The organism is Lysinibacillus sp. JNUCC-52 (assembly GCF_015999545.1).
Classification (GTDB): domain Bacteria; phylum Bacillota; class Bacilli; order Bacillales_A; family Planococcaceae; genus Lysinibacillus.
The window spans coordinates 389193-402701 of record NZ_CP065546.1 but is presented as its reverse complement, the minus strand read 5'-3'; the positions used below and the strand labels follow the sequence as shown (position 1 = coordinate 402701).

The window sequence follows — 13509 nt, the reverse complement described above, 5'->3', positions numbered from 1 at the left end:
TTACTTTTTAACATTTTTTGCTTTGTAACCAATAAATAAGATTAAAAACCAAACTGGTGCGACATATAGCGCAACACGCATATCTGGAATAAACGCCATTAACACAATAACCATTAATAAGAATGCTATGGCAATATACGTTGAAAGTGGATAAAGCGGAATTTTGAATTTCAGTTCAGCTACTTCTTCTTTCGTTTTTGACTTTCTAAATTTTAATTGTGCTAATAAAATAATCATCCAGCTTGTTATGACTGCAACTGTCGCAACAGCAGAAATATAGATGAACACTTTTTCAGGTACAACATAGTTTAAGACAACCGCGATTAATAACATCGCTGAAGAAAATAAAATCCCTCTATGCGGACTACCGTTTTTGCTTACTGTTTTAAAATATTTCGGACCATTTTTTTGGACCGATAAATTGTGAAGCATACGTCCTGAACCGTATAAACCACTATTAAATGCAGACATTGCTGCTGTAATTACAACAAAGTTGATAATGTGAGCCGCAGCTGGGATGCCGACATAATCGAAAATTTGAACGAACGGGCTACCTTCTGAACCAACTTCGTTCCAAGGGTAAATCACCATCATAACGCCTAATGCCCCTATGTAGAAAATTAAAATACGCCAAATGATGTTGTTAATAGCTGAAGGAATTGACTTGCTAGGATTTTTTGCTTCTCCTGCAGAAATACCTACTAATTCAACCCCACCGAATGAGAACATAACTAATACGAGTGACATTAAAATACCATGGAAACCGTTTGGCATGAAGCCACCGTGTGCCCATAAGTTATCGAAACCAATTGCTTCCCCTTGGTTGCCAACACCGAAGAAAATAATGGCTAATCCTAGCACGATCATACCGATAATCGCAACAACTTTAATCATCGCAAACCAGAATTCGAATTCGCCATAAGCTTTTACATTTGCTAAGTTTACAAGTGTCATAATGATAAGTATTACAAGGGCAGTTAACCATTGTGGAATATCAGGGAACCAATAGTTAATGTATACACCGACTACTGTTAATTCTGCCATGCCCACGACAATCCACATGAACCAATACGTCCAACCAGATAAGAACCCAGCAAAGTGTCCTAAATATTTATTCGCATACGTACTGAACGAACCTGATACAGGTTCTTCTACTGCCATTTCACCTAATGCCCGCATAATTGTGAAAATAACTAATCCACCAATTAAATAAGCTAGTAAAATAGATGGCCCTGCCATTTGAATTGTTGAACTTGAGCCATAAAATAAACCGACTCCAATGGATCCGCCAAGTGCAATAAGCTGCATATGACGCGTACTTAATCCGCGCTTAAGCTGTGAATCTTCTTGATGATTGTCTTTCATAATGTCATACTCCTAATACGTTTAGATTTTCAAATACTTTGCTTAAAAAAAGGAATAAAAAAAAACGCCCTTTTGGATTAACCAAAAGGACGATTCAACTCGTGTTACCACCTTTAATTTATAAGTAATTCACATTACTTACCTTAAGAAGTACGGTCATTTAGACGATACTCTCGCACATGATTACGGATGCTTACCGGTGTAGCCTACTTAGAATGATCTTTTCGGTACACAGCTCCAAGATGAATTCTCAATCGTTTTACATGCACCTCTCATCAACCGGTAACTTTCTGTTCGTAAAAATAATTGATACTATTTCTTTTCATAGCCTTTGTTCTATACAAATATTTTTGAATTGTTTTTCATTTTACAGAAAAAAATTATTTTGTCAATATATTTTTTAAAATTTCCTCATAATCTGCTAAATTACATATGACATTTTACTATAAAAATACTACTCCCAGGAGCACAAGGAACTTTTACAATAATGTCACGTTTTGAAATATTTCATCCTTTATTCTTTTAACTAGAAAATCACTTTTAAACGTAACACTATTAATGAAAATATAACAAGTATATTTAATACGAACGATACATATATTGATTTTAGTATTTCATTAAAGCAGAAGTTCATAATTATTCTAATAATGAAATTTTAATAGAAGCGAAAATTTTCTATAAAGGTAGGATGATGACAATTATTGAAAAATCTCTTCTTGCTATGGTTATTTTACGCGTATTGTCTGGAAGTATTGAGGTAAGTGCTGGATTTTTAATGCTCAAGTTAAATAGTTTAGAAAAAGCATTTTATATTAATACAATGCTGGCATTGGTTGGTCCAACAGTTTTAATTGTGACGACTGCAATTGCTTTGTTTGGCCTAGCTGATAAAATTCCTGTGATGAGAATCGTTTGCCTATTTACGGGTATTACACTTATTATTCTTAGCTCACATATTAAGTAATGCTAATGAAAATGCAATGACGACTGCTCAATACTCGTACATATCAAGACTTTTTGGGCGTTTCCTAAATTAGGTAAACGAGACTAGGTTCTACAATAGTAGAACCTAGTCTTTTTTATATTTTAAGAAAGAATTTTTGAATCTCTTTCCTGTTAATTATGCCTTTACTTTAGATTCAACGAATTGATTTAAAAATGAAAGGATTTTTTGATAAACAGCAATTTCATTTTCTTTTTTAGAGAACCCATGTCCTTCGTCTTCAAGAAGCATGTACTCGATATCACGACCTTTATCTTTTAAAGCTTGCACGATTTGATCAGACTCCTCTTTCACAACTCGTGGGTCATTCGCTCCTTGGATAACTAACATTGGTTTCACCATCGTTTCTAGATACGTAAATGGTGAGTATTCAATAAGCTTTTGCTTGTCTCGTTCAGGGTTTCCTACCCATCTGTCCATAATTGGCTTCCAGTCCTCAGGAACCGAGTTGATAAATGAAAACAAATCAGATGGACCAAATATATCTACTACGGCTTTGAAATATTCAGCATGTCTACCGTGAAGCAATAAGGCCATGTACCCTCCATAACTTCCGCCCATCAATAAGATATTGCCCTTTTCCGCATAATCATTATTTATAAGCCAGTCGAGACCTGCTACATTATCAAGGCGTGGACCGTGTCCCCAATCTCCTTCTACCATTTTCGTGAAAGCCAATCCATAGCCTGTTGACCCACGGAAATTCGGAGCAAAGATACTATACCCATTTTTTAAAAAGAATTGGAAGGAAGCTCTAAAAAATTTACGCTCGGCAGCTTGCGGACCACCATGTGGCCAAAAGATGATTTCTCCATTATCATTTTCCTTTTTAGCTTTGAAAAATAAGGCCTCTATTTCAAGTCCGTCAAAGGAGGAATAAGTAATCACATCTGGCTCAACTAATTCACTTGGACTTACACCTGGCACTGTGTATTCCGTTAAAGCTGTCCAACTATTTTCCTTAAATTGATAAATATTATGTGGCGTCGTAGCACTTCGTCCTAACAAATACAAACTACCTGATTTTGTAACGATAAGTTTTTCTATGACACTGCATGGTGAAGTTAGTTCTTCCCAATTATTCAGTCGTAAATCATACATGTATAAATGATCTTCTACACCTTTTTCACTGATTACATACAAGTACTGATTTTCTTTGTTATATTTCAACCTAGTAAAGCTTTCATTCTCAAAATCTTTCAATTTTACAAATTCGTTTGTCTCTAAATTATACGAAGCCAAATACGTAAAATCAGCATCATAGTTCGTTAATAAATAGATGAGCTCATCGGATACAAACACTGCGTCACTAACCGTATGTTGCTGATTTGTTGGTGGTGTCAGGAGAATATGTTCCTCTCCTCGTTTAGCGTATAGTAATGTATACGTATTCGAGAAATGTTTATAGTAGAGGGCTACCTTTTCATTCGGGCTAAAATCGATTAAATAAGTGGGCGCATCTTCACCAATAAGAACCGTTTCTTCCTCACCTGTTACCAAGTCATAAACATATGCATTTAAATACAAAGGATTTCCTTTCGAAGATGTATAATAAAGCTTATTCCCATCTTCGGATAAAATTGGCATGGAATTACGGGTACCTTCTTCATAAATAATCTTTTTCATTGTTCCACCTTGAAGTGGAATTCCATAAAATTGCGTATTTTCGTTTCCATTTTGATCAAAACCAGCAATGATAAACCGTCCTTGTTTATCATAGAGAAGGCCCTGGCAGCTTTGGTCTATAAAAGTAAGCGGTGTCGGGAACGTATTTGGTAAATTCATGCCCCATAAATTATACTTTCCACTTAAATTTGTACTGAAAACTAGTTGTTCTTCATCTGGACTAACCGCAAAATCTCCAATCGAAAATGTTCTTAAAAACTGTTCTACATCTGGTTTAGAAAAAGATATCATAATGAAAACCTCCTACTTTTTTAAATTGAGTGAAAAGTCTATCTATTTATAAAATACCATTATTACTCTTCAATGTATAATACGTGATAATAAGATATAAGAATGGCTTCTACATCTTCATATATGTATGTAACTTTTAAGTTATGAACATAAAAGATGGACTTTGTTGTTTTATTATTATGAAATTCTAATCTTCTTTCATTTTATATTGTTAATGTTAGGTTATAAGCGAATTAGTTAAGGGAATACTAATATTCAACAAAAAAGAAGAAAGGAGATTGTCATTATGCTACAAAATTTCGAGGTAATTACACCGTTGTTTGAAGGAAACATCCACGAACGTTTTCAATTTAAAATAAACATTGAGGGGATTGATTATCGAGGAATCTATCATGATAATGAAGTGCAATGGTTCCAACCACAACCTCATAGTAAAATTAACAAAGATCAACTTAAATCCATCGAAGCTTACGTTCATAATTTGAATAATTAACGTTTATTACACTGTCAAGCGTGGCTATCTAGTAGCTGCGTTTTTTATGTAAATTTATTGCTACTCAACCGTATAAGTAAAATACTTACACAAAATAAAAAATAGCTCATAACTCATTAAGTAATATAAAGTTGTTCCACTGGATTTGTTGTATACGGTTAAGAACTGCCAACACATTGGACTACTATTGCCGAGAGGATAAAAGAAATCAATAAATAGCAAAAAGCATAAGCTTGTTATGCCTACGCTTTTCGCTTTTCAAAATTAATGTTCAGTCATCGTTATTCTTTTACAAGCTATTTTTGCTGCTGGAGTTCCAACGCCAGCCTCTAGGGCTGCATCTACTGAATCTCCCCAAGAACCACTGCTAGCCTTTATTTCGTTCCCAGCTGTCAAAACTCCCTCTGCTACAATTTCAATACACTCGTAATAGTCTGGATTAGGGTTACTACTAAGATACTTTGCAGCTAGGTCGTCTGCTTTCTTTTGTATTGAAACTCGAGCTGGTTCAGCCAATGAGCTAAAAACACTCTCAGCTTGCCCACCAAAATAGACAATTCCATCGTTAATGTCTCGACCAGTACGAGGTGTTTCTCCCATTTCAGATGACATATTTAGTCCTCCCAAACCTTTAAATTTGAACTACTGAAGTTCATATATATTTTATCCAACGGAGATTGTTCTTATCCAGCTACTCATTCTTATTGGTTTACTAGAGTCCATCTTTTTCCCAAGGTACAACTCTTATGACTTTAATTCTAATTCAATAGCTTCCCTTACAGTAATATACTTCGCTTTTGTTACTATTTCAGGTATTTTTTAATTTGCTGCTTAAAATGAAAAAAACTTATTTAACGATCTACTATCTTTGAATGTTCCTATTGATAAAAATTGAAAAAAAGCTATAAAAGCACCTCCCTCGATTGCTGAATCGAATTGGAAGTGCCTCGTTGATTAAATATATTTAAGAGCTAAGTTAAACAACTCAATTATTTTGTAAAATCAATAACCATACGGCCTGTAATTTTACCTTGTTCCATTTCTTCCATGATTTCATTAATTTCTTCGATTTTACGTAATGTTACTTTTGGAACTACTTTACCTTCTGCAGCAAATTGGAATGCTTCTTGTAAGTCTTGACGAGTTCCTACCAATGTGCCAATTACTTGAATACCATCTAGTACTAAACGTGGGATATCTAAATCCATTTTATCTACAGGTAAACCAACTGCAACTACGCGTGCGCCAGCTTTTACAACATCAATAGCTTGGTTGAACGGCGTTTTAGCTACAGCTGTAATCACTGTTGCATCTAAACCTTTTCCATCTGTCAGTTCTTTCGCTTTTGTAACGGGGTCTTCATTTAATAAGTTAACAACTACGTCTGCCCCTACTTCTTTAGCAAACGCCAGTTTATCATCATTTATATCAAATGCAATTACTTTTGCACCATAAACATGTTTCGCGTATTGTACAGCTAAGTTTCCTAGACCACCAATACCAAAAATCCCTATCCATTGTCCAGGACGGATATTAGACACTTTCACAGCTTTATAAGTTGTTACACCTGCACACGTTACAGAAGAAGCAGCTGCTGGATCTAAGTTATCAGGAACTTTTACAGCATAATCAGCTGATACGATAACTTGTTCTGCCATTGCACCATCAACTGTGTACCCTGCATTTTTAACGTCACGACATAATGTTTCACGACCTGTCGTACAATATTCACAGTGACCACAGCTCTCATACATCCATGCGATCGATACACGGTCACCAACTTTTAATGAAGTAACATCTTCAGCAATTTCAATAACTTTACCAATACCTTCGTGTCCTAGAACAATCCCCGTGACATCACCAAAATCGGCATTTTTAACGTGTAGGTCTGTATGACATACACCACAATATTCTGTTTGCACTAATGCTTCACCAGGCTGTAATGGTCTAAGTTGTTTCTCTTCTACACTTACTGTTTTGTCTTTCGTTACGACTGCTGCTTTCATAATTAAAATGCCTCCTTAAAAATAAGAAATTCATGTTAATTAACAAACGTGCATGCACTTAAATGTAGATCCATTTTCATTTTATTAAGGATTTTATTTGAATACAATATGTTTACATAAATTCGTAAAAAATGAGTCTAGCTTCTTAGAAAAATGCTATATTTTAAAATAATTTGAATATTTTATTAATTGAACAAAAGGTTGGTTGTGATTTTATTTTACATTGCTATATCTACATTGGAATGCAAAAAGTTCAACAGAAAAGGACGTTTATCGCACTTACATCATCATACCTCGTTAGCTTAAGTAAACCGTCACAGTCTAAATTATCTTCCCTCCCTTCATTAACTTTGTTCTAGCAAAATGAAATATAAAGTTATTCAAGTGGAATTTTAATAATTGGTAATTGAATATCTTCCTTCTTTGTTAATGTTTTTTCATCAACAATTCGTATCGACGGTGTAAGAATTAATGTTTGAATAGCGGTATCGGGAACGAATAATTCTATGTATCCATTTACACGTCCTGAATCACTTTTAAAGCTTGATGTTCCTATATCCTCATAGACATTTCCTACATTATCTTTAATCTCAAACATTAAAAACTCAGTATTCCACTCTAAGTTACCCTCAAAATACAGCGCCGTTGCATATTTTCCCTTTGTTAATTGGTTAAACACTAACTGGTATTGTTCATTACCAAATGGAATGTTTAGCTTTTTTGAATGGGCTTTAGTTGGTGAAAGCTCTAATTGGTAAGCCCAGTCCCCTTCAATAAGGGTTGTATAGTCCATGCCTTTAAGTACTTCGGGGCTCCATTGTACACTAATTGTTTTATCGATCACTTCATCTGAAACTCTTGCCGTAAACATACCAATCAACGTATAATCATCTTTTTTAATAATCTGCTGACTTTGTACGTTTACAGTATTCCCATTCACTTCTAACTGTTCTAGCCAAAATAAGGGGTTTCCATTGATCGGTTTATCAAGTTTCATTTCATAACTTATCGATACGATGCTACCATCAAAAAAAGCTTCGGCTAATTCGATTGTAGAACCATTACTCTCATCTAGTTGATTAATAATTGTACTGTAGTCACTAAATACTTGTAATTGTGGACTGTTATTTACTTGTATTAATTGTTGAATAATTGGTAGTCGGTCAGCCACTGCAGGTAGCCAAATTGTACTGCTCGTAACTATTATGGCTGTCATTGCGATAGCACTTAACCATTTGATTTTATTTTTAGCGCGTTTCTTTGATACACGTAAAATACGTTTCTCTATGTTTTTCATTTCCCAATCTGAGATTTCAACAGGTTCTATTTTATCAATATCGATTCGAATAAAGTCTTTTTCACTCATCTAGATACCCCCCAGCTCATCTCTTCTTTTAACTTAAGCTTGCCACGATATAAACGATTTTCGACGGCTGCTTTAGAAATATCAAATATCTCGGCTATTTCTCCATTGGAATAGCCCAAGTAATATTTCAGCAAAAAAATTTCCTGATCCGTTTTATTTAAGCCTAAAATTTTGATAAACAGTTGCTCTTTTTGAAGTTTTTCTTCTACGATACTTTCTGGTAAAGCATTTACACTTGATATTGATGGGAATAATTCTGTTGTTTTCGGCTTATTTTGAAGCGCACGATATGTATCAATCGCTTTATATTTTGCAATAACACCTATCCATTTTTTAAAATCATCCTCATTACCAGTAAATTGATAGCTTTTTTGCCAAATGATATGAAAGACATCATTTATACATTCTTCAATCGCCGTTTGATTAGGTTGTAATACTTTTAAGACAATCGCTTTAACATATCCTCCATATACGTGAATTACTTCCCTTAAAGCAAATTCATCCTTTTTGTGTAGCCGTTCAATTAATGCAAACATAAAGTGATACTTCCTCCTTTCTTTTCTACAAGTAATAACGAGCAAAAGATAGAATACTCTCATCTATTGTTTCCCGTTCAAATTGAGATGGATAAAAAGCTTGAATACGTATGTTATGTAAAAAAACCTCCTGATAAAGAAAAAAGAGTTGCATATGCAACTCTAATCATTAAGCATCGCTATCGCTTCAGGGAGACTACTAAAAACGAAAAGTTTAAGAATATGCCCTTGTATAGCTCATTGAGCTTTGTCGTCAGCCGAAGGGCCATAGCTGCCTGGTATCGGTATATCAAGAAGGCGCAAGTATACCCCGAGTTGCGCACGGTGATGTACCATGTGACTTATACCAAACGTACGTAATGCAATTGCTCGTGAATCACGGTGAATGATATAATCACCTTGGCGTAGCGTCCATTGTTCACTAAGGGTTTGCTCGTCACATGCTGCAAGTAACTTTTCTAACTTGCCGACATTCGCATCGAACTCATCTAGAAAATCAGATCGTTTTTCGAGTGCTTCCCGCTGGAGTGGCACTTTAGAAAGATCTAGCTCTGGGTACTGAATAATGGCGATTTGCCAGTTCAGTAAGTTGATCAGGTGCGTAGAAAGCCCGCCAAGCGTCATAGATTTGTCATGCGGCTTCCATGTCATATGTTCCTCTGGCAAGCGTTCTAGAATACGGCGCGTATTAGCCAGTTCTTGTGTAACGTCGCCGACAATTAATTGTATACTCATAAATGCCTCTCCTCCTTTTTTATTATCAGCATACTATAAATTCCATTTAACTGTAAATGACCCTAAAATATGTTTTTTCACTTTTGAATACTGCGTATTTGACTTAAAAAATAAAGAAAAACAAGCAACCATAATGAATGGATTGCTTGTTTATAAACTATATCGACCGTACCTTAACATAGGTGAATTGCAAGACGTTGATATGTTTTCTAGTTAATAATCACTCTTCTTCTTCGAGCAAAATCACACTTTCTAAATTAATGACAAATCTTCTTAGTTCTTTTGCGACTTCATTGTTTATATTCCCTGCTTGATACCATTCGTTTATTAGGCTTCTTTGCGCTTCAATTGCTATTAAAGCTAAATATTCTTTTGTTTCTTCTTTTTTTGAGGCATCCATTTTATAAGTAGCATATTGCATGTGACGATAGTACATCGCTACTTTTTGCGCAATATCTATGGAATGTTCGTTCGTTTCTTGCACGTGGCTCACGATGGAAGAGGATACATAGTCTGTTAAATCTTTCTTAACCTTATTTATTTGCTCTACAATATCGATAGGAAGTTTGCTTAATTTTCGTTCATGTATAAAATTACGTAGACGACGTTTTAATAAAGTAAATGAGCGGTTATTTAACATATCTTTTCTTTCTTTCAGAATATAGTTAATTTCCTGTTGAATTGTTTGATTAAATCCGTGCTCAGTCATATATTGACGGGTATAAAATATTTCTAATTCCATCCCAACTTGCCTAGCTTCCAGTATTTTTTGCTTGTAAGTTTGAAGTATTGTCTCTGACTGTTCTAGTTCTATATTTAATAACATTGCGTTATATTGATTTATTAAACTTAGTGCTACAGGAGCGTTTTCTTCATCCGTTTCAAGTTGAATACTTTGAATAGCATGTTCGATCATTTTTCGTTTTTCCTTCATCAAATTAGACTGTTGTATTGCTTCCTGTTTGTTTAATAAAGGTAAAAAGATCGTTGCAATGATTAGAGTGAATAATATTACCCCAGCTGCTAAAAAGAGGAGTAATTGCCGCTCAGGAAAATTTTCTCCTTTTTCGGTTAGGAACGGTAACGATATAATCCCTACCATCGTAATCGTTCCACGAACTCCTACAAGTGTTGTTACAATATGATCTTTAAATGTTAAAGTATCTTCACTCTTAAATAGCTTTTTATCCAAAAGGTCGAAAAACATCGTCCAAATAAAGCGGATACCTAATACCATCACACCAATAACCACTACATAAAAAATAAGAACACTATTGTTTATTTCTTCACTTACGAGAATAAATTTTGTTGCAGTAGGTAGCATTAATCCAAGTAAAATAAATATAATGCCATTTAATGAGAATGTTAGGATAGACCATACATGTTGTGTTACTACATGTTCTTGTGCAATAACACTTTCAGCTTTTTCTTTAATAATGGTTGCAATAATGCCTCCTGCTACGACAGATATTACACCAGATGCGTGAAAAACTTCTTCTGATAGGAAAAATAAAATAAAAGGTGCTAGTACTTGTAGCAATACGTAAAATGTTACATCTATAATTCCTATGCGGCGTAATTGAAGGCGAATCCAAAACAGAAATAATGCACCGATTATCCCTATAAGTGCGCCTAAAAAGAACATGTACATAAAGTCAATCGTTGCTGATTTTATTGAAAAATAACCTGTTACAATCGCTGCAACGGCATATTTAAACGCAATCAATCCAGATGCATCATTGATTAATGATTCGCCTCGAACTAAATTCATGATATGTTCTGGAATATGAACGCGTTTGGCGATGCCGTTTACTGCGACTGGGTCAGTTGGCGATAAAATAGCCATTAATGCAAAGGCAGCTGCCAATGGAATTGAAGGAATCATCCAATGTACAAATATACCGCCAACAATCGTTGTTAACAATACTAAAACAATCGCATTACCTAAAATAGGTAACCGCATCTTCCATAATTGTTCTCGTGGAAAATGCGCTCCATCATAATAAAGTAACGGCGCAATAAACAATAATAAAAACCATTCTGATTCAATCTCGATGGAGAAATCTTTTGCTAGTATAGCAACGACAATACCAACTGCTATTTGAATAAGCGCAATTGGTATGAATGGAACATAATGTGCTAGCACATTTGTAACTAATAATAATACGAGGAGAAATAATATTGATATGAGAATTTCCATGTACAGACCCCTTTTTTTGTAAAGCATTCTAAATTTTTTACAAAACCAACTTAATTAGAATGAATTAAATTCGTCTAGACTTATAAACTACCCAAAATTGTTCTTCTCTACTGCATAAATGTGTATATCTATTGTTAGCTTTTGAAAAATGACAGTGTTTACACTTATTTTTCCCCATTACAATGTGTTTATAGCCGTTTCCTTGAGGGGAAGCGGCTTTTCTTTATAAAAACTGAGCCTTCGTATGATTTTGATAAGTACATTAATATGCAGTATACCCTGTTCGATAGATTTTTTTATTTGATGAAGGCTTGTGAAATGGCTGAATACAACACAAATGTCGATGCGGAGTGAATAAATGGTAGATAATTTAAAATGAGGTAATTTTTAAAAGTGACGAAAAAATAGTGAAAAATAAATACTAATATAATAAAATTAATATTGTTGTAATTAACAATAGTACTAATCACCCCCTTTATTGGGTGTATTAGGAATGAATGAAAAAGGATGTTGGTTTATATTTATCCTGTTACGGGTAAATGCCAGCGAGATAGTTAATTATGGAAAAAAAGGAGTGTGCTACAAATAATGCCGAAAAATCTTTCTAAAACTAATCCCCAATCTAGTATTAAAGGAATGGGTAAAAAATTTATATCCTCTTCTCTTGCTCTAGCAATTGGGTTTGGTCTTTTAGGTTCTGCAGAGAATGTTTATGCAGGAACTGCTTCTTCCCCAGATGTTTATGTAAATGGTAAACAAATTACGTTTACATCCGATTCTGCTCCAGAACTTTTGAACGGCACAACAATGGTACCGATTTCACAAATTATCCCTTCGATGGGTGCTACAGTTGTTTATAATGGGGCAACTAAGGAAAGCACAATTACAGATAATGATGGTACGGTAATTAAGGTAACTGTAGGAAGTAAAACAGCTTATAAAAATGGGGTGCCATTTACACTGCCTCAAGCTCCTTATATAAAAGGTGGCAGAACAATGGTTCCAACTAGAACATTCTCTCAAGGCTTTAATAATACAGAAGTGAATTGGGATGGGTCGCCTAACTTTGTTGTAGGTATTGTGCATGATACGTTTAAATTTCCGATTATTATGTATCACAGCATAAGTTCAACTGCACCAACTGGGACTGGGTCAGGAGCAGAAATGCCGACTTCTCAATTTGCAGAGCAAATTGCTGCACTTAAAAATGCTGGATTTGATGGTATCTCATTTGACGAGTACCTAACATATAAAACGACTGGCAACTTACCTTCAGGCGTTGATAAGCCGATTATTATTACATTTGATGATGGCTATGAAAATAACTACACAGAAGCGTTCCCAATACTACAACAGTATGGTATGAAAGCAACAATGTTTGTCGTTACAAGTCAAATGGGACAAACTCCTGGTTCTTTAAAGCATTTTGATTGGAACCAAGCTCAAATAATGAAAAATTCAGGTTTAATCGATATTCAAAGCCACACACATGATCTTCACAAAAAGCATGATGGAGTAACTGGTCCTGCCAGTCAAAGCTTACTTTCAGCACCATACTACAATGAAACTCAATCACAATATGAAGCTCGTATTAAAGCCGATTTACAGGCTTCCTATAATGCTATTAAGAACAACATAGGAATCGGCAATACACAAACCCTTGCTTATCCATATGGCCAAACGAATGCAACTGTTGAAAAAGTAGCATTAGAAGTAGGATTTGATTTAGCTCCTACAGTTAAATTTGGTGTTGCCTTTAAGGATTCTCCTAGACACCAACTAGACCGTATTACAGCTAATGAAGGCCAATCAGGCTCATCTTTATTAGCTGAAATTGATCAATATTCATATTAAACTACTTGTTTATAAAACGAAGGCTGATTTTTCA

The 13509-nt window shown here is 34.7% G+C and carries 11 protein-coding genes and 1 other annotated feature; of the genes, 3 read left to right on the top strand and 8 right to left on the bottom strand.

All coding sequences use genetic code 11. The features are described 5' to 3' along the window. The gene (locus JNUCC52_RS02195) at window positions 1-1365 is read right to left on the bottom strand and encodes an amino acid permease (protein ID WP_337981224.1); all 1365 of its coding nucleotides are present in this window, start codon (window positions 1363-1365) and stop codon (window positions 1-3) included. An 82-nt stretch (window positions 1366-1447) separates the two neighbouring features. Beyond that, window positions 1448-1700: a binding site (T-box leader), on the bottom strand. 353 nt (window positions 1701-2053) lie between these two features. Here JNUCC52_RS02195 and JNUCC52_RS02190 point away from each other — a divergent pair. Beyond that, a complete protein-coding gene (locus tag JNUCC52_RS02190) occupies window positions 2054-2329 on the top strand; it encodes a YqhV family protein (protein ID WP_172771477.1) in 276 nt (91 codons plus the stop codon). A gap of 156 nt (window positions 2330-2485) precedes the next feature. On the opposite strand, the gene JNUCC52_RS02185 is transcribed toward JNUCC52_RS02190, so the two are convergent. Continuing rightward, window positions 2486-4285: a S9 family peptidase gene (locus JNUCC52_RS02185; RefSeq protein ID WP_337981223.1), complete on the bottom strand. Its 1800-nt coding sequence runs from the start codon at window positions 4283-4285 to the stop codon at window positions 2486-2488. Between the two features lie 286 nt (window positions 4286-4571). Here JNUCC52_RS02185 and JNUCC52_RS02180 point away from each other — a divergent pair, with 286 nt between their 5' ends. Beyond that, window positions 4572-4778, top strand: coding sequence for a hypothetical protein (locus tag JNUCC52_RS02180; protein ID WP_337981222.1), 207 nt, complete (start codon window positions 4572-4574; stop codon window positions 4776-4778). Between the two features lie 264 nt (window positions 4779-5042). On the opposite strand, the gene JNUCC52_RS02175 is transcribed toward JNUCC52_RS02180, so the two are convergent. From JNUCC52_RS02175 to JNUCC52_RS02150, 6 genes are all read right to left on the bottom strand, one after another. Continuing rightward, window positions 5043-5390, bottom strand: coding sequence for a hypothetical protein (locus tag JNUCC52_RS02175; protein ID WP_172771480.1), 348 nt, complete (start codon window positions 5388-5390; stop codon window positions 5043-5045). A 377-nt stretch (window positions 5391-5767) separates the two neighbouring features. Next, window positions 5768-6784, bottom strand: coding sequence for an alcohol dehydrogenase AdhP (gene adhP / locus JNUCC52_RS02170; protein ID WP_172771481.1), 1017 nt, complete (start codon window positions 6782-6784; stop codon window positions 5768-5770). 376 nt (window positions 6785-7160) lie between these two features. Further along, window positions 7161-8150: a DUF4179 domain-containing protein gene (locus tag JNUCC52_RS02165; RefSeq protein WP_337981221.1), complete on the bottom strand. Its 990-nt coding sequence runs from the start codon at window positions 8148-8150 to the stop codon at window positions 7161-7163. Then, entirely contained in the window at window positions 8147-8686 is a 540-nt protein-coding gene (locus JNUCC52_RS02160) for a sigma-70 family RNA polymerase sigma factor (RefSeq protein WP_337981220.1), read from the bottom strand. Before JNUCC52_RS02160 ends, JNUCC52_RS02165 begins: the two co-directional genes overlap by 4 nt. A gap of 237 nt (window positions 8687-8923) precedes the next feature. Beyond that, a complete protein-coding gene (locus tag JNUCC52_RS02155) occupies window positions 8924-9421 on the bottom strand; it encodes a DinB family protein (protein ID WP_337981219.1) in 498 nt (165 codons plus the stop codon). Window positions 9422-9641: 220 nt separating this feature from the next. Next, window positions 9642-11621, bottom strand: coding sequence for a cation:proton antiporter (locus tag JNUCC52_RS02150; RefSeq protein WP_337981218.1), 1980 nt, complete (start codon window positions 11619-11621; stop codon window positions 9642-9644). A gap of 588 nt (window positions 11622-12209) precedes the next feature. Here JNUCC52_RS02150 and JNUCC52_RS02145 point away from each other — a divergent pair. After that, window positions 12210-13475, top strand: a complete 1266-nt coding sequence (locus JNUCC52_RS02145) for a stalk domain-containing protein (RefSeq protein ID WP_337981217.1) — start codon at window positions 12210-12212, stop codon at window positions 13473-13475. Window positions 13476-13509 lie beyond the last annotated feature (34 nt).

Coding starts and splice junctions, on each gene's coding strand:
- JNUCC52_RS02195 (WP_337981224.1), bottom strand. CDS start 1,365: ATGAAAGACAATCATCAAGAAGATTCACAGCTTAAGCGCGGATTAAGT.
- JNUCC52_RS02190 (WP_172771477.1), top strand. CDS start 2,054: ATGATGACAATTATTGAAAAATCTCTTCTTGCTATGGTTATTTTACGC.
- JNUCC52_RS02185 (WP_337981223.1), bottom strand. CDS start 4,285: ATGATATCTTTTTCTAAACCAGATGTAGAACAGTTTTTAAGAACATTT.
- JNUCC52_RS02180 (WP_337981222.1), top strand. CDS start 4,572: ATGCTACAAAATTTCGAGGTAATTACACCGTTGTTTGAAGGAAACATC.
- JNUCC52_RS02175 (WP_172771480.1), bottom strand. CDS start 5,390: ATGTCATCTGAAATGGGAGAAACACCTCGTACTGGTCGAGACATTAAC.
- adhP (WP_172771481.1), bottom strand. CDS start 6,784: ATGAAAGCAGCAGTCGTAACGAAAGACAAAACAGTAAGTGTAGAAGAG.
- JNUCC52_RS02165 (WP_337981221.1), bottom strand. CDS start 8,150: ATGAGTGAAAAAGACTTTATTCGAATCGATATTGATAAAATAGAACCT.
- JNUCC52_RS02160 (WP_337981220.1), bottom strand. CDS start 8,686: ATGTTTGCATTAATTGAACGGCTACACAAAAAGGATGAATTTGCTTTA.
- JNUCC52_RS02155 (WP_337981219.1), bottom strand. CDS start 9,421: ATGAGTATACAATTAATTGTCGGCGACGTTACACAAGAACTGGCTAAT.
- JNUCC52_RS02150 (WP_337981218.1), bottom strand. CDS start 11,621: ATGGAAATTCTCATATCAATATTATTTCTCCTCGTATTATTATTAGTT.
- JNUCC52_RS02145 (WP_337981217.1), top strand. CDS start 12,210: ATGCCGAAAAATCTTTCTAAAACTAATCCCCAATCTAGTATTAAAGGA.